This is a genomic window from Anabaena sp. WFMT (assembly GCF_051781005.1).
Taxonomy (GTDB): domain Bacteria; phylum Cyanobacteriota; class Cyanobacteriia; order Cyanobacteriales; family Nostocaceae; genus Anabaena.
Map to the genome: position 1 here is coordinate 106,840 of NZ_JBPWOA010000053.1, position 23,217 is coordinate 130,056.

The 23,217-nt window shown below is 39.4% G+C and carries 21 protein-coding genes; 14 read left to right on the forward strand and 7 right to left on the reverse strand.

Annotated elements, in window-relative coordinates; all coding sequences use genetic code 11:
• Positions 1–6 precede the first annotated feature (6 nt).
• The 6 genes from kdpB (at position 7) to ACSQ6I_RS26075 (ending at position 7,978) form a co-directional block, all read left to right on the forward strand.
• Positions 7–2,136 carry a potassium-transporting ATPase subunit KdpB gene (kdpB, locus tag ACSQ6I_RS26050; RefSeq protein ID WP_438893133.1) on the forward strand — a complete coding sequence of 710 codons (2,130 nt, stop codon included), beginning with the start codon at positions 7–9 and terminating at the stop codon, positions 2,134–2,136.
• A gap of 84 nt (positions 2,137–2,220) precedes the next feature.
• Positions 2,221–2,820, forward strand: coding sequence for a K(+)-transporting ATPase subunit C (gene kdpC, locus ACSQ6I_RS26055; RefSeq protein WP_438893134.1), 600 nt, complete (start codon positions 2,221–2,223; stop codon positions 2,818–2,820).
• A gap of 249 nt (positions 2,821–3,069) precedes the next feature.
• A complete protein-coding gene (locus tag ACSQ6I_RS26060; protein ID WP_438893135.1) occupies positions 3,070–4,188 on the forward strand; it encodes a universal stress protein in 1,119 nt (372 codons plus the stop codon).
• A 77-nt stretch (positions 4,189–4,265) separates the two neighbouring features.
• Positions 4,266–5,441 (forward strand): anhydro-N-acetylmuramic acid kinase, encoded by a 1,176-nt coding sequence (locus ACSQ6I_RS26065; protein WP_438893136.1) that lies wholly within the window; start codon positions 4,266–4,268, stop codon positions 5,439–5,441.
• 68 nt (positions 5,442–5,509) lie between these two features.
• Entirely contained in the window at positions 5,510–5,956 is a 447-nt protein-coding gene (locus tag ACSQ6I_RS26070) for a hypothetical protein (protein ID WP_438893137.1), read from the forward strand.
• Between the two features lie 417 nt (positions 5,957–6,373).
• The gene (locus ACSQ6I_RS26075; protein ID WP_438893138.1) at positions 6,374–7,978 is read left to right on the forward strand and encodes a serine/threonine-protein kinase; all 1,605 of its coding nucleotides are present in this window, start codon (positions 6,374–6,376) and stop codon (positions 7,976–7,978) included.
• Between the two features lie 463 nt (positions 7,979–8,441).
• On the opposite strand, the gene ACSQ6I_RS26080 is transcribed toward ACSQ6I_RS26075, so the two are convergent.
• The 6 genes from ACSQ6I_RS26080 to yidD all read right to left on the reverse strand — a co-directional run bounded on the left by ACSQ6I_RS26080 (position 8,442) and on the right by yidD (position 13,642).
• The gene (locus ACSQ6I_RS26080; protein ID WP_015212684.1) at positions 8,442–8,639 is read right to left on the reverse strand and encodes an NblA/ycf18 family protein; all 198 of its coding nucleotides are present in this window, start codon (positions 8,637–8,639) and stop codon (positions 8,442–8,444) included.
• A 790-nt stretch (positions 8,640–9,429) separates the two neighbouring features.
• Complete coding sequence (locus ACSQ6I_RS26085; protein WP_438893139.1) at positions 9,430–10,164, reverse strand: Stp1/IreP family PP2C-type Ser/Thr phosphatase; 735 nt, start codon at positions 10,162–10,164, stop codon at positions 9,430–9,432.
• Positions 10,165–10,181: 17 nt separating this feature from the next.
• Positions 10,182–11,867 (reverse strand): ABC1 kinase family protein, encoded by a 1,686-nt coding sequence (locus ACSQ6I_RS26090; RefSeq protein WP_438893140.1) that lies wholly within the window; start codon positions 11,865–11,867, stop codon positions 10,182–10,184.
• Positions 11,868–12,148: 281 nt separating this feature from the next.
• On the reverse strand, positions 12,149–12,472 hold the full coding sequence (locus ACSQ6I_RS26095; RefSeq protein WP_438893141.1) for a DUF6825 family protein: 324 nt from the start codon (positions 12,470–12,472) through the stop codon (positions 12,149–12,151).
• A 189-nt stretch (positions 12,473–12,661) separates the two neighbouring features.
• Complete coding sequence (locus ACSQ6I_RS26100; RefSeq protein WP_438893142.1) at positions 12,662–13,366, reverse strand: M15 family metallopeptidase; 705 nt, start codon at positions 13,364–13,366, stop codon at positions 12,662–12,664.
• 30 nt (positions 13,367–13,396) lie between these two features.
• On the reverse strand, positions 13,397–13,642 hold the full coding sequence (gene yidD / locus ACSQ6I_RS26105; RefSeq protein ID WP_438893143.1) for a membrane protein insertion efficiency factor YidD: 246 nt from the start codon (positions 13,640–13,642) through the stop codon (positions 13,397–13,399).
• 55 nt (positions 13,643–13,697) lie between these two features.
• On the opposite strand from yidD, the gene ACSQ6I_RS26110 reads away from it, so the two are divergent.
• The 8 genes from ACSQ6I_RS26110 (at position 13,698) to ACSQ6I_RS26145 (ending at position 21,991) form a co-directional block, all read left to right on the forward strand.
• Entirely contained in the window at positions 13,698–14,402 is a 705-nt protein-coding gene (locus ACSQ6I_RS26110; protein WP_438893144.1) for a diacylglycerol/polyprenol kinase family protein, read from the forward strand.
• Between the two features lie 538 nt (positions 14,403–14,940).
• Positions 14,941–15,288, forward strand: coding sequence for a CTB family bacteriocin (locus tag ACSQ6I_RS26115; RefSeq protein WP_438893145.1), 348 nt, complete (start codon positions 14,941–14,943; stop codon positions 15,286–15,288).
• A gap of 715 nt (positions 15,289–16,003) precedes the next feature.
• Positions 16,004–17,512, forward strand: coding sequence for an HlyD family efflux transporter periplasmic adaptor subunit (locus tag ACSQ6I_RS26120; protein WP_438893146.1), 1,509 nt, complete (start codon positions 16,004–16,006; stop codon positions 17,510–17,512).
• A gap of 178 nt (positions 17,513–17,690) precedes the next feature.
• Positions 17,691–19,859, forward strand: coding sequence for a peptidase domain-containing ABC transporter (locus ACSQ6I_RS26125; protein WP_438893147.1), 2,169 nt, complete (start codon positions 17,691–17,693; stop codon positions 19,857–19,859).
• Between the two features lie 28 nt (positions 19,860–19,887).
• Positions 19,888–20,205: a hypothetical protein gene (locus ACSQ6I_RS26130; protein WP_438893148.1), complete on the forward strand. Its 318-nt coding sequence runs from the start codon at positions 19,888–19,890 to the stop codon at positions 20,203–20,205.
• 194 nt (positions 20,206–20,399) lie between these two features.
• Complete coding sequence (locus ACSQ6I_RS26135) at positions 20,400–20,654, forward strand: hypothetical protein (protein WP_438893149.1); 255 nt, start codon at positions 20,400–20,402, stop codon at positions 20,652–20,654.
• Between the two features lie 398 nt (positions 20,655–21,052).
• On the forward strand, positions 21,053–21,322 hold the full coding sequence (locus ACSQ6I_RS26140) for a hypothetical protein (RefSeq protein ID WP_438893150.1): 270 nt from the start codon (positions 21,053–21,055) through the stop codon (positions 21,320–21,322).
• A 462-nt stretch (positions 21,323–21,784) separates the two neighbouring features.
• On the forward strand, positions 21,785–21,991 hold the full coding sequence (locus ACSQ6I_RS26145; protein ID WP_438893151.1) for a hypothetical protein: 207 nt from the start codon (positions 21,785–21,787) through the stop codon (positions 21,989–21,991).
• 56 nt (positions 21,992–22,047) lie between these two features.
• Here ACSQ6I_RS26145 and ACSQ6I_RS26150 read toward each other — a convergent pair whose 3' ends face one another.
• A complete protein-coding gene (locus tag ACSQ6I_RS26150; protein WP_438893152.1) occupies positions 22,048–22,953 on the reverse strand; it encodes an alpha/beta fold hydrolase in 906 nt (301 codons plus the stop codon).
• Between the last annotated feature and the right edge of the window lie 264 nt (positions 22,954–23,217).

The following is a 23,217-nucleotide window of genomic DNA, read 5'->3' on the forward strand; positions in this document are numbered from 1 at the left end:
ATTCTTATGAATTTTGCCGCAACAACCCCAAGACCCAAATCTTCCCGGAGTCGTCCTAGCGATCGCCGTCCAAAACGCAAAAAAGCTCTAGTCAGTACCAAAGGACTCTACACTAGAGCCATCAGGGATACCTTTCTCAAACTCAACCCCAAATATGCCATCAAAAATCCCGTCATGTTTGTGGTCTGGTTAGGAACAATAATCACCCTAGCCCTCACAATTTATCCCCCACTATTTGGACCCGTCAACCAAAAAAACCCCCAACTTTTCAACGGCTTGTTAACAGGAATTTTGTTTTCCACCGTTATGTTTGCTAACTTCGCCGAAGCATTGGCAGAAGGACGCGGTAAAGCCCAAGCCGACGCATTGCGATCTACTCGTTCAGAAACCACAGCCAAAAGAATCGTCGTTGATGGCACAATCACAGAAGTTTCTTCCACCAGCCTCAAACAAGGTGATACTGTTTACGTCGTTGCAGGTGATATCATCCCCGCTGACGGTGAAGTAATTCTGGGTGTCGCTTCCGTAGATGAATCAGCAATTACCGGCGAATCTGCACCAGTCCTCAAAGAACCAAGTTCAGATGTTGCTAGTTCCGTTACTGGTGGTACGCGCATCATCTCCGATGAACTAATTATCCGCATCACCGCTGACCCCGGCAAAGGATTTATTGACCGGATGATCAACTTAGTAGAAGGGGCAGAACGCAGTAAAACACCTAATGAAATTGCCTTAACAGCACTACTAACAGTTTTTACACTTGTATTTTTCTTTGTAGTCGTAACTCTGCCAGCCTTTGCCTATTATGTAAACAGTCCAATCAGCGTACCCATACTCATTGCCCTCTTAGTTGCACTTATCCCTACCACCATCGGCGGACTACTCAGTGCAGTAGGCATCGCAGGTATGGATAGAGTAGCTCAATTTAACGTCATAGCCACCTCAGGCAGGGCAGTTGAAGCCTGTGGAGATATAAATACCCTCGTTCTCGATAAAACAGGAACAATCACTCTCGGCAACCGTTTAGCAGAACAATTTATACCCATCAACGGTCACTCAATGGCAGAAATTGCTAATGTTGCTCTAGCCGCTAGTATCTTTGATGATACTCCAGAGGGAAAATCTATTATCCGACTAGCAGAAAAATTTGGGGCAAAATTTGATATAGACCGTAAAAAATCCCAAGGAGTAGAATTTTCTGCCAAAACCCGCATGAGTGGGACTAATCTGCCTAGTGGACATGAAGCCCGCAAAGGTTCAGTAGCTGCAATTAAAGGATTTGTGCGATCGCGAAGTGGTTCCGAAGGAACATCACGGAATGGACGCGAAAACCTAGAACTAGATACTGCTTACGAAGAAGTTTCTCACCAAGGAGGTACACCTCTGGCCGTTTGTCTAGATAACGAAATCTACGGTGTTATCTATCTCAAAGACATTATTAAACCCGGTATCCGCGAACGTTTTGACCAGTTGCGGCGCATGGGAGTTCGTACCATCATGCTAACCGGAGACAACCGCATCACAGCATCTGTCATTGCCAAAGAAGCGGGAGTAGATGAATTCATTGCCGAAGCCACTCCCGAAGATAAAATCAGCGTCATTCAACGGGAACAAGCAGAAGGTAAACTGGTGGCAATGACAGGAGATGGCACGAATGATGCCCCCGCTTTAGCCCAGGCAAATGTCGGTGTGGCAATGAATACAGGCACTCAAGCAGCAAAAGAAGCGGCTAATATGGTGGATTTGGATTCTGACCCCACAAAACTAATTGATATTGTCAGTATTGGTAAACAATTGCTGATTACTCGTGGGGCATTGACAACATTTTCAATTGCCAATGATATTGCTAAATATTTTGCTATTATCCCGGTAATCTTTACCGCCGCTAATCTAGAAAGCTTGAATATTATGAAGTTAACCAGTGCTAATTCGGCGGTACTGTCGGCACTGATTTACAATGCTTTGATTATTCCAATTTTGATTCCTTTAGCCTTAAAGGGTGTCCAGTTTCGACCTTTGACAGCTAATCAACTTCTACAACGCAATATTTTAATTTATGGCTTAGGTGGGGTGATTGCTCCATTTATTGCCATTAAATTTATAGATATGATCATCACTGTTGTAGGTTTAGCTTAAGGAGGCAGAAAGAAGGCAAGATATCTATTAAAAGTTACGAAAAATAAAATCCAAAATCCAAAATCCAAAATCTAAAATTAAATTATGGTGTTTATTCAAGAAACTATCCGCGCAATTCGGATAACTATTTTACTTTGGTTGTTGACCGCAATTATCTATCCTCTAGCTATTCTACAATTTGGTCAGTTTGCTTTCCCTTCTTCAGCCAATGGCAGCATTGTTTTAAATATAGATGCTAAACCCATTGGTTCAGCTTTAATTGGTCAATTTTTTACATCAGATAAATATTTTCATGGTCGTCCCAGTGTTGTAAGATATAGCCAAGGCAGAAGAGCTTATCTCACAGGTATCTCTGGTGCTAGTAATCTTGCTCCTAGTAATCCAGAGCTAACTAACAGAATTCTAGAACAAACTAATCAACTTCAAGATGAAAATATACAACCCTTGCCTGATTTAATTTACACGTCTGCTTCGGGTTTAGATCCCCATATTTCTTTGAAGGCAATACGACAGCAGTTAGCAAGGGTAGCACGGGCAAGAAATATTAAAGAAGATGAAATAATACCCTTAATCAATAAGTATACTGACCAAAGATTTTTAGGGATATTTGGTGAACCAGGTATCAATGTTTTACGTTTAAATTATGCTCTTGATTTGCAAGAACTGAACCGTCAACAAAATTAATAATTAAATTAATAATTGTCTATAGGGGCATATTGTAATACTATTTTTCAATACTGTTCCCTATTACCTATAGCGATCCTAAATAAGATGTGTACGTGTAACGTGCCGCAGGCATACACCCCTTTTTTATCTGCCTCTGCGTTCTCTGCGTCTCTGCGGTTAGTTTTCAAAATTCCGTTTATAAATCCAATAGGACTGATATATATCCCAACTGGATAATTGATTTTCTACAATTACGAATTATAAATTATGCTAACTGATGCAAATTCTTCTCTATATTTAAAACGCCGGGGAAAACACAAAATATTTATCGGTATGGCTCCCGGTGTAGGTAAAACCTACAAAATGTTAGAAGAGGGACAGTTACTTAAACAGGAAGGAATTGATGTTGTTATCGGATTATTGGAAACTCATGGACGTAAGGAGACGATCCAAAAATCTGAGGGGCTGGAAATTATACCTCCACAGTTAATGCCTCTAGGTGATTTGATGTTTCCTGAAATGGATACGGAGGCAATTATTAATCGTTTTCCTCAACTGGTTTTAATTGATGAACTCGCCCATACTAATATTCCTGGTTCTCTGAGAGAAAAACGCTATGAAGATGTGGAAGTAATTTTGGCCGCAGGTGTTGATGTCTACTCGACGATGAATGTTCAACATTTGGAAAGTCTCAATGATTTAGTTGCCAGAATTACAGGTATAGTTGTGCGTGAGCGTCTCCCTGATCGTATTCTTGAGGAAGCTGATGAGGTTGTATTAGTTGATATCACACCAGAAACTCTACAAGAAAGGTTACTAGAAGGGAAAATTTATGCCCCTCAAAAAATCCAACAAGCTCTAGATAATTTCTTCCAACGACGTAACTTGATTGCTTTGCGAGAATTGGCTTTACGGGAAGTTGCAGATAATGTGGAGGAAAATGCATTAGCTTCTATACCCACAGGACAATTCTGTAATATTCACGAACGGGTTTTAGTTTGTGTATCTACTTACCCTAATTCAGTGCAATTATTACGTCGGGGTGCTAGATTGGCTGGTTATATGAACGCTCCTATGTATGTTTTATTTGTGGCTGATCCTCAGCGCTTTCTCTCGAAAGCAGAAAGTCTACACGTTGATACTTGTGAGAAGTTATGTAAAGAATTCACAGGCACTTTTATCAGAGTTAACAGTAATAATATTGCCGATGCGATCGCAGAAGTTGCTGAAAAATACCACATTACCCAGATAGTTATTGGGGAAAGTCAGCGATCGCGCTGGGAAATCCTCTTTAAAGGTTCTTTAACCCAAAAATTGGTGCGTTTGTTGAAAAATGTTGATTTACATATTATTGCTACTGAAAAAACATCATTGTCTAAAAATTAATAGTGGCCACTTCTGGCTTTGATCTGTGTAACATTTGAGTTAAACTACCTGTTGAACTCACACCAGAAGCTCTGTAAATGCATCCGACTCGCGTTATAGGTTTAATGAGTGGCACTTCTGTAGATGGTATAGATGCCGCCTTAGTAGAGATTGTCGGTACAGATTTTGATCTAAAAGTTGAATTACTAGCAGGGGAAACATATTCTTACCCCGCTGAACTTCGAGACCGAATTTTGGCTATTTGTGGCGGTGCGCCTATCTCAATGGCAGAATTAGCAGAAATTGATGATGCGATCGCTCTAGTTTTTGCTCAAGCCGCCCAAAATATTCAAATAGGTCATCCACCAGCCACTTTAATCGGCTCCCACGGTCAAACTGTTTTTCATAGACCACCCCAGGGGAGTAGAAGGGAGAATCAGCAATCACTCGGCTATAGCCTCCAACTCGGTCGGGGGGCTATCATTGCTTGCGCTACAGGTATTACTACTGTCAGTAATTTCCGAGTGGGTGATATTGCTGTCGGTGGTCATGGTGCGCCTCTTGTCCCCAGAATTGATGCTTTTTTACTCAGCCATCCCCAAGAAAGGCGTTGTATTCAAAATATTGGTGGTATTGGTAATGTAGCTTATATACCTCCTCGCCGTGATGACTGGCTTGACAAAATTTGTGGCTGGGACACAGGCCCAGGAAATAGTCTTTTGGATTTGGCGGTACATCATTTTAGTAATGGTGCTAAAACCTACGATGAACATGGCGATTGGGCAGCTAGTGGTACTCCCTGTGTTCCATTGGTAGAAAGTTGGCTAAATCAAGATTATTTTCATTTACCACCACCTAAATCTACAGGTCGGGAATTATTTGGTGTGAGTTATTTACACGATTGTTTAAAAGATTCCCAAAGCTATGAACTCAGCCCCGCAGATGTGTTGGCGACAATTACAGAACTTACCGCAACTTCTATAGTTCACAGTTACCGGACTTTTTTACCGCAAATGCCAGACAGGGTATTTTTATGTGGTGGTGGTAGTCGGAATCTTTATTTGAAACATCGGTTAGAATTATTGTTGGAATCAGTGCCAGTCTTAACTACAGATGAAGTAGGCTTAAGTGCAAATTTTAAGGAAGCGATCGCATTCGCGGTCTTAGCCTACTGGAGACAGCTAGGCATTCCCGGTAACTTACCCACTGCAACTGGAGCAGCTCAAGAAGTGCTTTTAGGAGAAATGCACCAGAATGGTTCTGTGTGCATTTGATAACGCCAACTGATTTTATGGAATCGCTCTAATTGCAAGGTGTTGGATTAAAACAAGGAATGTAAAAGGTGACTCACAGTTTTTTATTAGAACCAGGGCGCTGGATCATGCAAGGAAGTTGGCTGGAACGAAATAGTATGCCAATCTGTTTTAAGGGCATGACTGTAGTCGTTTGGGATCGTGATGACTGGTTTTCTATGGCCACAAAGTTGGTATTTCCTGGTAGCGATCGCGCAGAAATATCTTGCCAATATAAAGGCAGACTTCATGATAGCGATCGTCAATATACTTTTTTACTGCAACACAATCTTTTAGGCCAGGTGGAAGGTGAAGGCTGGATTTGCCCCGACACCATTGTCCAGCGTTTCTGGGTACTAGGCGATCGCGAACGTCGCAGCGGTTTTGAAACCCTACATCAGGTTTCTGATGATAATTACTACCTCACTAGCGGTATCCTTGCAGGTCATTTTTTGACTAGTACAATGGAAGCAAGTTTGGAGCGTCAACCAAACTAGTACAAGGAAAAGAGGCAAGTTTGATCACCTTTTTTAACTTTTTGCACCAGCTAGTTATTTTCACGGTTATGCACTAGGTAATCTAATTATAAAAAAGTGAATCTTGCCAATCTTTTAGTTACCCAAAATTACTTAAAAGGGATTGATAATTTCCGGTTTCCTCTTCTCCATTCAGTAAATGTAACAACCAATTTGTATCCCAGTAAAAAAAAACTTACATTGCACGCAAGTATCCTCTAGATAAACAAAAAAATATTGGCAAAATTCCCATTTTTTTTCCGTAAATATACACAAAAAAACTGATAACTTGATTAATACCCTACTGTTTGTTCACTCAGTCCTAAAAACTGAAAAAATTACAACTCTACAAATGGCAGGTTTGATTCACGATTTTGGAACATGGGAGCCGAATTTTCTATGCCAGACCCCAATACTGGTCGCTTACTTAGCAAACGCTACCAGCTTCAAGAGTTAATTGGTATTGGAGCAATGGGGCGGGTTTATCGTGCTAAGGATAATTTGTTGGGAGGTGTACCCGTAGCCATCAAGTTTCTTGCTATATCTATTCAAAACGAAAAAATGCGTTTGCAAGAACGTTTTGAGCGAGAAGCAAAAACCTGTGCCTTACTAGGTCAAAAAAGCCTGCATATCGTCCGTGTGATGGACTATGGCGTAGATGAAAATAATACTCCATACTACGTGATGGAATATTTACAAGGAAAAAGCCTCAGCGATGTTATCCGTGACCAAAATCTTTCTTTATCTAGATTTTTGAGTATGTCCAGGCAGATTTGTCTGGGTTTACAGTGCGCGCATAATGGTATCCCAGTAGATGGAGCTATCTACTCAATTATTCATCGTGATATTAAGCCTAGCAATATGCTGGTGGTTCAAGATGCTAGTTTTGGCGAACTAGTCAAGGTTTTAGACTTCGGAATTGCCAAGTTAATTATGTCGGATAGTGATCAGACCAAATTTTATTTGGGTACTTTGGCCTATTCTTCTCCTGAACAAATTGAGGGTAAGGAACTAGACAACCGCTCTGATATTTATAGCTTGGGTGTGATGATGTTTGAAATGCTCACAGCTAAGTTGCCATTAGTCCCATCTAATCATTCTTTTGGAGCATGGTATCAAATCCATAAATCTCAAAAGCCAAAGTCTTTTGCTGAGGTTAATCCTACATTGAGGATACCAAAGCAAGTCGAAGATTTGGTAATGAGTTGTTTAGAAAAAAAACCAAGCGATCGCCCTCAAAGTATTAACGAAATTCTCAGTATTTTAGTATCCGTAGAACAGCAGGACAAAATACGTAAAAAAGCTAGTGAAAATACTCCTGCACTCAATCCTAACTTCACAGCTAAACAGCAAACTGAGCCTGAAAAGAAGCCAACAATTAGCCCATTGGTATCCCCAGTAGCAGAAAAAATAATCAAAACTGAACTACGGGTATCCCCAATCAGCGATAATATGTCTCGCACCACTTCTTGGCCGTTAAATAAACCAATTGCTGATATTGTTTTTCCCCAACCCATTTATAACAATGGTGAAGTTTTACCAGCTTTGTGGATCATGCTACCTGAACAGGAAATTCAAAAGCGTTTAGTTTGTACTCGATATAATCAATTTCTTTTCATTTCTGTTCCCCATCCCATGCTGTTGTGGATTACGGTTATCTACAATCGCCAACATGGAGCTAAATGGTTACCTTATTATGTTGATCTCAAAACCAATTTTGGTCAGGAGATTGTGCGCTTACTTCAACATACAGGTTATTATCGCTTGCTGTTCTTTGCGCGAGAAACACCAGGTCGCTGCACCCATATCCTACCTTCCAGTATTGCCCCTGTACAATGTAAGCGACTAAAAGAGTGGTTGGAAGCAAGCAAGATATCGACATCATCTGCTGATGCTCAAATTAGTAAAACTTTCCTGAAACAAGAGTACGAAAAAATTAAACCGCAGATTTTAGCTAGACTGGAAACAATGGATACAGATTCACCGTTTGACCTATCTGGCTAAATTTAAGCTGAATATATTACAAGTATTATAAGTAATAAGAAAGTATTTAATCAGATAAAGTAAACTTTTGTAAACAAAAGCTTTCTACTTTGGCAAATTATAGTTAGATGAATAAAGTGTCAAGCCTAATGATACTATATGTTTGGACTGATATTATTGTCAGTGCGAATTAGGGTCAAACTCTAGCAACAATCTCTCTACAGATGAAAGTAATTTAAGGTAGACAAAATGTAGAAGTTTGTCTTATTTTAACTAATGGTATCATTTTAGGGAAATTTTGAGTTAAGCGATATACGTTTACACCTATGACTTAACTGTGAATTTACTTCCTGATTCAAGGTTGTTAATTCTAGAATGTAGGTTTGAGCGATCGAAGTTGACGCCCCGGCATCCCCAGCTCTTTTCCTCTGGTGGAAACCAGCAAGAGAAGGAGGTCGTCCACTGCGACAAAAGAAGATTTACTCTATGCCATAGTGGAGCCTGAATCTAATCCCCACTGATGCTTGAGAAGCTCCTTATAGGTTTCCTCTTTGACAACCATTTGTTCATAGAGCTTAACTAAAAAGTCTTGTGCTTGTTCATGACTCATATGCTTAACTTGTGTTGCAAATGAGCGGATATTAAACTGTTGTTCCAAGGAAAGCTGAATTGGTTGATTCATAGTTAAAACCAAAAAAACAACTCGTAAAAGTGATATTGGTTACAGAAAAGCCAAAATGCTAATATTTGGGCTGATATATATCCTAACGTTTGTTCGTCTTTAATGAAGAAAGATAACAATTGTTGGACAAATTAACCATTCATTTAGGTCTAACTTTTCTGCTGTGGTATTCTGCACTTAACCCTACTGGTACACCACCCAAGCTTGGTCAGGCATATTTTGGATAAATAGACCTAAGGTGCTTGAAAGTGCGCTCAGATTAGGTTGGGTTAATCTCCTTGTAGTTGGGACTTGCAAGGGTGAGAGGTGCAAAATGTCAATTACTCAGATTATATAAATTTAACCTCGATCAGATGAATTTAGAGGTTACAGATATTTTTATCAATTTATAAATAGAAAAAATGCTCAAATTGAACAAAATGCTGAGTATATTTACTCGATTTATCAGCAGTCAATGGTAATTGGTCGATAATTGATGATTTAATTTATTACCCAAGACTTATAGCATCTGTCTGTATGGGCGTATTAAAATAAGCCCATACAGCAGTAAAATCCGCTTGGTGGATGGTTTTGTCAAGAAATTTATCTCGTTATCTCGTTCCCAGTCGAAGACTAGGATAGGACTTACGCACTCAGCCAAGTTGAGAACGGTAGAATAGGCGTTTCAACTTCTGGAGAGATTCTTCGCTGCGCTCAGAATGACAGTTTTCCGTTTCAGTGCGTGAGTCCTGTAGGAATGGTATCACAGAGGTTCTGCCTAAAGCTATTACCTGCAATCCACTGTCATAAATTAAGAATTTTCCTCAACAGCAACAAGGACGATGGTGATATTGTCGTGTCCACCTTCCTCTTTTGCTGCTTCGACTAGAGCAAAGGCGGCTTTATCTAACCAAGGAGTATCTTGGAGATGGCTGGAAATCTTTTGATCAACCAGTTCCTCTGTGAGTCCATCACTACATAACAGCAAGCGATCGCCAACTTTGATATCTAATGTTTGTATATCAACATGATTAAAGTCTTCACGTCCCAAACAACGTGACAAAACATGACGATAGGGATGCAATCGGGCTTCTTCAATCGAGAGATCACCAATTTTGATAGCTCTGGCGATCCAAGTATGATCTTCCGTGATTTGCTCCAGTTTGGATTCTCGTAACCGGTATAGTCTTGAATCTCCGATATGAGCGCACAAAGGCTGTTCTTGTGCCGGAAAAACCACGACTACAGCTGTTGTCCCCATGTCAGAACGTTCAGGATGATTTTGTTGATCCTGCAAAATTGCTTTATTAGCTGTTAATAAAGCTTGTTCTAATAATTTTTGGGCAGATTCTGAAGATTGCCAATTCGCACCCAAGTAAGCCTGAATTTCTTGGGTAGCAATGCGACTTGCTTCTTCACCTCCGGCATGACCACCCATACCATCAGCAACTATAAAAAATCGCCCTTCCGGGTCTATATAGTAAGCATCTTGATTATTAGCACGAATAAGTCCCGGATCGGTACAACCCGTGAAGTTCAGTTTCATAGATTTTCGAGCAACAATTAATACTTTTGATCATAACGGTCAAGGCGCAAAAGCAGACGAATCAGCAAGAATGATATTGCTGCTGCAATTAAACCAATGAAAACTGCTAACCACAGAAACTTGCCAACCAAGAGAATTGTGGCTGCAATTGTGAAACCACTGATTATAAGAGCATAGCTCATTCCGAGTTGAATGTTACTCTGTCTGCGTATGAGTCTTTCTGTTTCTACGGAACGAACTCGCAGACGAATATCCCCACGTTCGATTTTGTCGAGTGTGTCTTCTAGTCTACGTGGTAATCCGAATGCAGTGCTGCTGACTTGCACTGCTTGACGACTTAACTCATTCAAGAAACTATTCCCCTCTAAACCATTGTTATCAGTCATAAGTTGCATTGCATAAGGTTGGGCAACTTCCATAAAATTAAATTCTGGATCTAAGCCCTTGCCTACCCCCTCTAGGGTGGAAAAGGCACGCATCACAAAGGTAAAAGTTGCTGGAAATCTAAACGGTTGATTGTAAGCTATTTCATAAAGGTCTTCACTAATGGCGGCGACTGACTGGTTTTCAAAGGGCTTATCCATGAAATTATCCAGCATATACTGAACTGAACGCCGCACAGGCCCCATGTCATCGACAGGAGCGATCGCACCCAAATCAACAAGAGACTGAACCACGCGATCGCCATCTTTTTGAGCAATGCCAAACAAGGTTTGCATTAAACCCTCTCGCACATTGGATTTAATCGTCCCCATCATCCCAAAATCGTAGAAAATCAAAGCTCCATTTGGGCTAACTGCGAGATTACCAGGGTGGGGATCAGCGTGGAAGAAACCATTATTTAGTAGCTGATGTAGGTAAGCTTGAGCGCCATAACGAGCGATCGCCTTCCGATCCACACCCGCAGCTTCCAAAGCCTCATACTGGCTGATTTTAATCCCAGGTAAATACTCCAAAGTAATTACTCTAGAAGTAGCATAACGCCAATAAACTCGTGGCACATTTACCCAGTCGTAATCACGAAAATTCCGGCGAAAAGTATCAGCATTGCGTCCTTCATTTAGATAATCAATTTCTTCCCACAGAATGCGACAACATTCTTCATAAATTCCAATCCAATCTCTTCCCCTTCCCCATTTGGGATGATTTTGAAAATAGCGGGCAATACCCTTAAGAATTTGTAAATCAATTTCAAATAGCTTCTTGAGTCCTGGACGTTGCACCTTGACTACAACCGATTCCCCAGAATAGAGTATAGCCTTGTGAACTTGTCCCAAACTGGCAGCAGCTAAAGGAACAGGTTCAAAACTCTGGAATAGTTCAGGAATCTTTTTACCTAATTCCTGCTCAATAATTGCTTCTACTTGCTCATAGCTAAATGCTGGAACTCTGTCTTGTAACTTAGAAAGTTCTTCAACATATTCACTAGGAAAAATATCAGCGCGGGTAGAGAACAATTGCCCAACCTTAATAAAAGTTGGCCCCAATTCTAAAAACGTATTACGAATCCAGATAGCTTGGGCTTTACGTCTAGCGCTTTGCTTCTCCTCTGTCATCCCTCCAGAGTAACTCCAAGCTTTGTTATAGCGCCAAAGCTTAAACATTAACGTCAATACAAAAGACCAAATATCTACAAAGCGCCGTTTGCTAGAATAATTTTCCCGATTCCAACGGTATGCCTGATCTGAATAACCTTTGTCCATATTTTTTGTGTACCGTCGGGTATTCACCGAATTACCAGTAAAAAGAGACACTTTGATTCCTAAAATTTTTTTGATATAGAAAAACCGATTTAGGGTAGTTGGTAATTGGGAATGGCTAAAGCTTCCGGAGGGGATACAATATTCTCAGATTCAGGAATGATCAAAAAATAATCTTGTTCATCCTGAAATCCTGATTAGTAATTAGAAACAGCCCATTACCAATTACCCATTATCAGCCCTAACAAGATAGCAACTTGGTTAGTTACCCCCTGTATTGCTCTTTATTTTGAACTAGTGCGATATTTTTGCAATTCAGTTCTTAATAGGGCAATTTCGGCTCTTAATTCATCAATTTCTGCTTGTAAGTCAACTGGACCAGCATTAGTTTGAGTAGTACCTGGAGTTCTACCAGATCCAGCCGTTTCCGCCGCTCGATTAGCTCGTGTTATAACTTCATCTGTAAATTGGCGTAGTTGCTCTCTAGCTTCAGCATCAAATTTGCCTAGTTCACTTAAAGCATCAGTCAAGGCGACTTCTACACGCTCATTAATGACTTCAGCTACTGCTCTGCCTACAAAAAAGGCTTGCACAAGGGGATTACTCATAAATTTTTGTAACGTTGCTCCGCAAGAGAATTATAGCTTGCCTGGATGCTGGAATGCTTCTATCTGAAACATTGGCATCGCAACCACAAAAATCAAATAAAAACATATATATCATTTTTGTCAAGAAATGTTACTGCGTAATATTACTCTGTTAATCCCTTTTTTCTATCTATGGTGTAGCCGCAATTTTCACATATTTCGATCAAATCGCCCATAACGTGCGGATGTAAAATGATCAGGATTTGATTGATTGCATAACCAAGCCCACATTTGATCACCAAAAGAAAAATGCCACCATTCTCTGGGATTACGTTGAAACCCTGCTTTTAACATCACATCATGTAGCAATTGACGATGAGCATGATACTGTTGGTTACTACTAGCATAATAATCAGGGTGCGATCGCACCGACATCTCATCAATCGGTGAACCCATATCCACAACTACCCCATCATCATCCACCAGAGTCACATCTACCGCAGCCCCCGTACTGTGCGGAGGGGGAGTATTCATATCTAAACTGGGTACAGCCCAAATTTCATAAACCGCTTCCCAAACTTCTTCCCGTTGCTGGAGTGATAAATCTGCCTCAATCAATCCCCTCTCCTGCAACGCTTCCGCAAAACTGTAATCTACCATAAACTGCTGCACCGCCACCGGACGATAAGCATCAAATATCTGGATAGACCAATGAGGACGCAGCAATTGTAAATAATTTTGCGCCTTGATCAAACTTTCAATTACACTACAGCGCAGAAAATACGGTGAATATTCCCCATAACTAGCACCTAACTTTTCATAAGGATGGGGAGATTCCAGTGCAAACAGTTCTAAGGGAATCTTGATCAACGGTTCACCACATTCAATAATTGGGATTTGGTGATAAGGTCGCATAGAAATTTTGGTAATTAAACATATCTGATATTACTTCTCATGTTGACAGCAAGACTTTTCCCTTATTTCTGGAACAGGATCATAACCACCTGGATGAAACGGATGACAGCGCAAAATCCGCCAAATACCCATCCAACCACCACGGAGTACACCATAGCGTTCAATTGCTTCCATAGCATACATCGAACAAGTTGGTTGAAAACGACAAGTGGGGGGAAACAGCGGTGAAATGAATAAGCGATAGCCTTTAATTAACCAAATCAATAATATTTTCATATCCCAAAACTAATAAAGTAGTATCAAAGATGAAAGTTTATGTGTTGCATCATTCTTGAGTACATTACTTAGTTTAGAATCCATTTACCCATTATGGCTGCAAATTTTACCTCCTGCGGCTTGGGTTTTACTAGTCATCCTCACCGCTTGGGGAGTCAGTCGTTTTCCTCATAGCGAACCCGAAATTATCCGCAAAATAGTTCATATTGGCACTGGTAACGTCATCTTGATTGCTTGGTGGCTAAATATCCCCCCTATCATCGGGATTACATCCGCAATTTTAGCCTGTGCCATCACTTTATTGTCCTATATATTCCCAATTCTGCCGGGAATTAATAGCGTTGGTCGGCAAAGTTTAGGAACATTTTTTTATGCTCTCAGCATCGGTATTTTAGTTGCTTGTTTCTGGTATTTAGAGCAACCTCAGTATGCTGCACTAGGAATTATGATTATGGCTTGGGGAGACGGACTAGCAGCTTTAATTGGGCAGAGATTTGGTAAACATAAATATATACTCTTTGGCTCACAAAAAAGTTGGGAAGGTTCCCTAACAATGACTGTAGTTAGTGGACTAATTACTATTGTTATTTTATTGGCAACACAAGGAAATAGCTGGCAAATTTGGGTCATATCCTTAGCAGTAGCAATCATAGCTACAGCCTTGGAAGCTTTTTCATTTTTGGGTATTGATAATTTAACTGTTCCTTTAGGTAGTGCAGCCTCAGCTTATATGTTAATTAAGCTACTAGTATTAAAATGAATTATCCATATTTTTAATAAAATTTCTCGTTCCCCTACTCTGTATGAGAATGAATTGTAGAAGGCAGAGGCAGAGCCTCTGTAATGGCATTCCCAGTCAGAGACAGGGAACGAGATATCTTTGCTAAGGGACTTCCAAATAAAAAAACACTCAACCACTTAACGCAAAAAATCTCTCAAACCCTCATTCCTCTGAGTTCTCTGCGCCTCTGCGGTTAGTTAATCCGGATAATTTATTTTTTGGAAGTCCCTAATTGCATAGATTAGATATTCTGCGATATATTCTGAGCTTGAGTTAACAAAAAAAGTCAATTTACATCTTAAGTTGGCAAATCTCTTCAATAACATCCAATATTGTTAATACCCACTCTAAGAATATTCATATATCTGTAAAAATTAAAAGATTTTATATCTACTTTGAGAAGTAAAACTATAACCTTGACTTTCTAACCTTAGGTTTATGAATTATTAGGAAATAATGCTTATAGTTGGGTTGTTAGGTGGTCAAACACCCAATTCCGTAAGTGAGGCGAATCATTATGTCTACTCAAATCAATGCATCCAATTTGCTGATGGCGTTATCTGATGAACAACAAGAGATAGTAACTGGTGGGGCTGATTTTGAACTAGCTGCTAGTAATTACGGCAACAAAGGATCAGCTTTAATGGGAACAAGTACCTCAGGTCCACAAGGTAGCACTGCTACCTCCGCAGGTCGAGCTAATACCATACTAACTGCGGCACAAGATTTCTTAGGCTTGGGTGGAGAGATTCCTCTTAGTGTCGGACCTTTAGGTCAAGCAGTACTACCAACTGAAGGAGGTGGAGGAATTGTGCCTGTAGGTGAAGAGATAGGAGAGTTAGCTCAATCTGGAGTGACATTATAGATATAGGCTTCCAAGGCTATAATTTGCCCTATCTCAAAGCAGGATTTAACGAGTGCAATTAGGCAAAAATGATGATTTGATCAGCTTTGCAACGAGTTTGCATTAGTTAGTTGAAGTTTATTTTGATGGGAAGCTAAAACAAACATAGATTCCAGAGTTTTCCTGCCATCTTCAATGAATGCATAACCCTATTCATCTGGCCGGATGCTAATGGGATGACGGCATAATTGAATCAGTCTCTGGAATCTTTATTTGTGCAAATGGAACTCAGGCTAAAATCATGTCTATTCAATTCATCATCTGACAGAGAAGATAGTCCCCCGGCTAAAAGCCGTGATTCAATCGTGATTAAATACTGAGCCTATCTTGTTTTGGATACAAAAAGGGGTTAGAGGAGATAATAATAACTCGCTCAACGTAAGTGAGGACTTTGAGAGAGTTTGAGCGTTCCCCTCCATTTTCTTAACGCATGGTATGCGTTGAAGATTTGAGAAAGATGATTTCCAATGCTCTGGAATAACTTTCTCCACCCCTTCATTTAATTATAAACGATTCATCAAATTAGTTTTCACAATCTGAATAATCTGAATATAGATATTCACTGGTTTTTATTTCACCTGATTTATTACCTGGGATAGTTACTTTTTTGTTGCATAATATTTGCAATTTAAATCTGAGAACAGAATATTTTAGTCCTAAAATAAGGTGCAATGCCGTGAACTCGTTACAGCACGAAGAAAACAATTCTTGGTATCGGTTAAATGAACCGACTCTAGAGGATCTGCCTTTACTAGAAGCTCATGAGTTTCTTCCCCATATTGGTAAATGGATCAATATCGGTGGGGGAGTGATGATTGCTATCTTTGTAATTGCTGTGAGTCTCACATCTGTCCTAAATTACAATGTCACAGTTAAGGTTCCGGCAACGATCAGACCCTTAGGAGAATTACGGTTAGTTGAGTCTGCGATGACTGGAACTGTACGAGAAATTCAAGCTCAAGAAAATCAGGTTGTGAATCAGGGAGATGCGATCGCTTATATTGATGATTCCCAACTTCAATCTCAAAAAAGTCAACTCCAAAATAGTATTCAGCAAAATCAATTACAACAGATACAAATTGATACTCAAGTCAGCCAAGTTAATACCCAAATCGCCGCTCAAACCAATTTAATTAACCGCAGTATTATAGCCGCACAAGCTGAGTTAAGTGGGACTGAACGCAACTATTTGGATCAGCAAATTAAAGCTAATGCGGAAATGGCGCAGGCAGAATTTGGTTTAGAGTTGGCTCAAGAGCAACTAGAAAGATTAAGAAGAGATAAATTATTAACAGCAACTGTCCAAGAAGCAGAAGCGGCCTTAAAGCTGGCTAAATTACAACGCGATCGCTTGCAGAGCATAGCTGCATCAGGAGCAGTCTCTCGCAATCTAGTGGAAGAGAAACAACAAGCTGTTAAATCTGCTCAAGCTAAATTAGCAGAATCTAAAGCTAATGCCAAAAATCTCCTAGAGGAAAAAGAGCAAGCTCTTAAATTAGCCCGAATTAACTTAGAAAAGGCTAAAATCTCCCTCAACCCCAGTGATGCCGCTGTAACCGTAGCATCGGAACGAATTAAGCAAGAACAGGCCAGAGGTAAAGGCACTTTAGCAGCTTTACAAAAAGAACGAGAAACATTATTCCAGCAGCGTCTAGAACTGCAAAAGCAACTGATTCGTAGTCGTCAAGAACTACTACAACTAGAAAATGAGTTGAAAAAAAGTGTGATTCGCTCACCAATTACCGGCACACTCATGCAACTCAAACTCCGCAACCCTGGACAGGGAGTGCAAATAAGTGAAGCTCTGGCTCAAATTGCTCCCCTGGATGCTCCTTTAATCATCAAAGCTCATATTTCGGCTAAAGATATCGACAAAGTGGAAGTAGGTCAAGCTGTCCAGATGCAGGTTTCAGCTTGTCCCTATCCAGACTATGGAACTCTCAAAGGGACAGTGAAAACAGTCGCAGCCGATGCTGTAACAGCTACACCAAATAATCCCATTGCTGGTATACCCCAAGTAGCTACTTACGAAGTCAATATCGAACCAGAAACCCTATATCTCGGTCAGAGCGATCGCTTATGTCATCTCAAATCTGGCATGGAAGGCCGCGCTGATATTATTTCCCGTCAAGAAACCGTCATGCAATTTATCCTCAGAAAAGGCAAACTAATCACCAATTTATAATTCAATACATTTCCGAACATCCTCCAAAACCGTAGCTTGGGTTAAGCGACAGCACAACCCAACATTTTCAACAATTGTATTAATTTGAAATTTCAATATTGGGTTTCCTAATGTCACAAGTCATTCCAGTAATGGCTCCCCAACCTACTGACCTTGTTCTCTCATAGGTCTGGCATCCATGTTAGATATCTTCAAATCTCATAAAAATTACCAGTGTACTTTACAGCTAAGTGAAGAAGACTGTGGAGCCGCTTGTCTCGTTTCTGTTTCCAAGCATTATGGACGCTTCCTCAGCATGATTAAAAGTCGGGAAGCAGTCGGTACTGGACAATTAGGCACAACCTTACTCGGTTTAAAACGTGGCTCGGAAAATCTCGGTTTGAATGCTAGAGCAGTCAAAGCTTCCCCAGAGATTATAGACAGAATCACAGAAATTACACTACCTGCAATTATTCATTGGCAAGGCTACCACTGGGTAGTTTTATACGGCAAACGGGGCAAAAAATACGTCATTGCCGATCCAGCAGTGGGACTCCGTTATGTTAGCCGACAAGAATTAGCAAATGCTTGGAATGGAGTCATGCTCTTACTAGAGCCAGATCCAGATCGCTTTTTTGATCTGCCGAAAGAAGAATCAAAAGGTGGTCTCAGTCGCTTTTTTCGCCGCATTTTACCCTATCGTGGTTTGCTAACTCAGGTATTAATGATCAATATCGTCCTGGGTGTACTAGCACTGGGAAGTCCTGTTTTGATTCAATTGCTCACAGATGATGTTTTAGTTCGTGGAGATGTGCAGTTACTGACGGTTGTCGTCTCAGCAGTTGTCGTCATGAGTTTATTTAGTGGAGGTTTGCAAGTATTTCAATCCTTAATGATTTCTCATTTTGGGCAAAGATTACAATTAGGTTTAGTCCTAGAATTTGGGCGTAAACTTCTCCAATTACCCTTAAGTTATTATGAATCTCGTCGGAGTGGTGAAATCACTAGCCGACTACGTGATATTAATGAAATCAACCAATTAGTGTCACAGATTGTTATTGTTTTACCTAGCCAGTTTTTTATTGCTGTAATTTCTTTTTGCTTAATGTTATTTTATAGCTGGCAATTAACAGCAGCAGTCATATTAGTGGCTGTCTTAATGACATTATCTACCCTACCTTTTTTACCCCTTCTTCAACAGAAAACCCGTAGTCTCTTGGTTTTAGGAGCAGAAAATCAAGGTGTTTTAGTAGAAACCTTTAAAGGCGCACAGGTAATCAAAACAACAAATGCTGCTCCTCAATTTTGGGATGAATTTCAAAGTCGTTTTGGTCGTCTTGCTAATCTTGCCTTCAGCACAGTTCAATTAGGAATTATCAACGGTACTATTGCTAAACTTCTATCTACAATTGGTACTGTCTTCTTACTAGGACTAGGGAGTCTTTTAGTAATTAAAGGCGATTTAAGTATCGGTCAAATGTTAGCATTTAACGCTTTACAAGTAAATGTTTTAGCGTTAATTAACTCATTAGTTGGTTTTGTCGATGAATATTTTCGTTCTCAAACCGCAGTTTCCCGTTTGTTAGAAGTTATTGATGCTACACCAGAAGTAGTCGGAGGAAGCCAAAAGCCAGTTGCACAAATTGCCGGTGATGCAGATATTCGTTGTTCCCATCTCAAATTTCATCATCCCGGAAGAGTTGACTTATTAAATGATTTTTCAATTAAGCTCCCAGGAGGAAAAGTAATTGCTTTAATTGGTAAATCAGGCTGTGGTAAAAGCACTTTCGCTAAATTATTAGGTGGCTTATATCAACCAGATTCTGGTAATATTCGCATCGGCTTTTTGAATGTCCAAGATATTGCTCTAGATTGTTTGCGACAGCAAGTAGTTTATGTACCTCAAGAACCTCATTTTTGGAGTCGTTCAATTTTGGAAAACTTCCGCTTAGGAACGCCTTCTATTTCCTTTGAGCAAATTGTTCAAGCCTGTGATATCGCTGATGCAGATGGGTTTATCAGTCAATTACCGAATAAGTATCAAACTGTGTTAGGGGAGTTTGGAGCCAATCTTTCAGGGGGACAACGACAAAGATTAGCGATCGCTCGTGGAATTCTCACAAATCCACCTATACTGATTTTAGATGAAGCCACCGCAGGACTTGACCCCATCAGTGAAGCTCATGTCCTAGATCGTCTCTTGGAATATAGAAGAGACAAAACCACAATTTTAATTACCCATCGTCCCAGTGTCATCAATCGCGCTGATTGGATCGTACTCATAGATAAAGGTCAAATCAAACTCGAAGGTAGCTTAGAAAGTTTTCTTTCTCAACCAGGAGAACATTTGCAGTTTTTAACTATATAACCATCTTATTTATGTGAGGAGTAATAATATGTCTACAACTACTCAATTTAATCGTCCTCAATTATTTAGATATCTTTCTGATGTAGAACAGGAATCTCTAGTCGGAGGGCAAATATCTCCTATTTTAAGTGAGGTTAATTTATTCTTCCAAATAACTGATATCGAAACCGAAGGTAATAGTGATTTAACTCTCGCGACAGGTGATTCTAGTTCGGAAAATACTAAATATAAATTATCGCAAATCACATTAAATACTTCTTTTAAATTCGCTTTGCCAGTATTTAATCAAGATAGTAATCCAGGGAATAATTATTTGATAAATTTGTTGAGTAATATATTTTCCTGATTAGTAACAAGTAATGATAAATAGATATTTTTGGAGACATAATTATTGTGCCTCCATATTTTTTATGCCAAGTCAAAAGTAAGAATTTATCATTTTTAATTTATTTCTCTAGGTTAATTAAATATTATCAAAAGCTATTTATAAATAGATGTGTAGGTATGTAATTCCTGCATTAGTAAGTGAGGCTAATTGTTATGTCAAGTCCAATCATTCAATCCGATTTACTTGTGGAATTATCCCCAGAAAAACAGCAACTTGTATCCGGTGGATGCCGTCGTAGTTGTTGTGGAGATAAAGATAAAGGAGACGATAATTATAATTGGGAGAAATACAAACCCAATGATGAATCTTATGACTACAAAAAACCAATGTATTACCAACCCATGTCTTCTCAACCCATATCTTCTCAACCCATGTCTTCCAAACCAATGAATTACCGTTCTTGTTAATACATCATTACCTGAAAATTTGTTCTTTTTTGCTTGCTCTAAAAGCATTTTTTTGATAGATTGATACAGACAATTTGAACTAAATAGCTCAAATCTATATCTATTTTTGCATCCATAAAGGTATTTTGCCGGAATGGATGCTATTTATTTTAGATAATGTTTAAAACTAAGTATAGATAATATCTTAACAAAATATTTCCTGTCTATTTTTAATATAAATAAAAATATTTTTTAAAGATTGCATTTTTAAAGATTATTTAAAACGCTTTTTATAAACCAAAAGAAATACAAACATATATCTTATTTCTAACTAGAGTATAATTTAAATTATACATAATTTTATTACAAATAAAACAATAGGTTTTTAAAACCTATGCAAATAAATGAGGCTAATAATCATGTCACATCAAAACATTACATCTGATCTACTTGTAAACTTATCCAGTGAAGAACAGCAACTTCTCTCTGGAGGGCAACAACAGCCTGGAGGACAACAACCTGGAGGACAACAGCCATTTCTTTGCTATTACTGCCGTCCTGCTTATGTCCGTCCTACTTATGGCCGTCCTACTTATGGCCGTCCTACTACTTATGGCCGTCCTACTACTTATGTCCGTCCTAATTATGGCCAACAAGATTATGGACAACAAGGTGGAGTGAGATGTTGACAACTTATTCCTAATGGACGCGAAGGTAGTCCTGCTGACAGAGGGGGCATGGGGGTATTTTTGTTTAAATTGGCATAGTCTATAAAGTCAGGTAATCCCCTATTTTTAAACTCTTTAATTTAGTAAGTAGAGGATAAGACTCATATAACTTCTTCAAATATCAATAAGTTTTGTTGGATGAAATTGAGTCATTCTCCTCTACTTTTTTCAAAGATTTAATTAAAATCCCAGAAACTAAAAAGTAATACCAATTTGAGGAATATTTGCTATGAATGCTTATTTCCCCAAATAACTATAATTTAAGCTAACTCTAAATTTGGTAGTAACCAAAAGGAATAAATTAAACATATTAATTTATTTCTCTAGGAGAATTTAATCTCTGTTTATCATGTTTATAAATTGGACATTACACACTGATTTTTTTTTGGTGTGTGTTCTATACAAAGACGGAGGTAAACAACTATGTCAGATAAAGTTATCTCATCTGAGTTGTTGACGGAATTATCTAACGATGAACAGGAAGTTTTAACAGGGGGATATCTCTACGTTAGTCCAGGCTACGGATATGGCTGGGGTGGCTACGGCAGACCTCACAGGGGTGGTGGCTACGGTAGACATCACTACGGACATGGTCGGAGACCTCATCACTACCACGGTTATGGCTGGTAAGCAAAGTAAATAGCTTTGCGATCTGTGAAGGGTGAGTGTGGAGGATGGGGGAAATTTCATTCCCTGCTCCCTACACCCTTTTTTACAATCCAATCTTGTAAAATCGGATTAACCAACTCAGGTGCTTCATCTTGAGGGCAATGTCCCACTCCCTCTAAAGGAATAAATTTTTGTACTTGCGGGAAATTTGCTAATTCTCTACCTAATTCAATTGGTTCCCAAGGGTCTGCTGTTCCCCACAAAATAATTGCTGGACAAGGTAATACTGCTAAGAGGTCTTCTGGTAATGGTCCACTAGAATAAGCAGTAAAAGCCAAGAATACAGCAGCAGCGCCAGAATCTTTTGCCGGTGTCATCAGAATTTCTACTAATTCATCTGTCACTGTTTCCCCATTAGCATAGGCTTGTAAGAGAATCTTTTTTACTGTTTTCGGTTTAGCTAATTGGCTAAAAAAGAAGTCACCCACTGCTTGAATAGATAAAAAGCGTTGCAGAATCGGCGCACCAATGCGTTTTGTCCAAGGTAAATTTAGCCTTTTGCGATCATGTAATAATCGCAAAGAACAGTTAATTAACGCCGTTCCTAAAACCATATCCGGTCTAATTACTGCCGCTTGCATAGCTACAATACAACCAATTGAATTACCGACTAAAAAAGCTGGTTCACCTACTACTTCGCTACAAAAGTCTGCTAATTGCTGTCCCCAGGTTTCTAGTGTATATGTGATTTTTTCTCCTGGTTGAGGTTTAGCAGAAGCACCAAAGCCGATCAAATCAATGGCATACACTCGACAATTTTTAGCTAAAACTGGTATATTTTTGCGCCAGTGTCCCCATGATGCACCAAAGCCATGCACCAGAATAACCGCAGGACCACTAGTTCCTTGGGTTTGGTAACAAATGGGGAAGTTTTGCCAAAGCCAGGTTTGAGTTGCTGTAAATGTGTTTGTAGAATTTGTCATGAGTTGATTGTTGGATTTGAAATTAATAAGAGTTTAAATTTGTCTAAATTATTTAAGAATGATTTTTATGTTGATGTATATACTAGGTAAAGGTTTTATAAGGTGGTTTTGAACGTTTGCTTATAGCACACTACGCAAACGCAGAGAATTTTTGAAAGAGATAGTGAAAAATCTTCAAGATACTAAGCACGCTGCACTACGTTACTCATGGTAATGCTTCCGTCAGGGATGCAGTATGACATAAAGTCCAGATTTTAGTCGTTT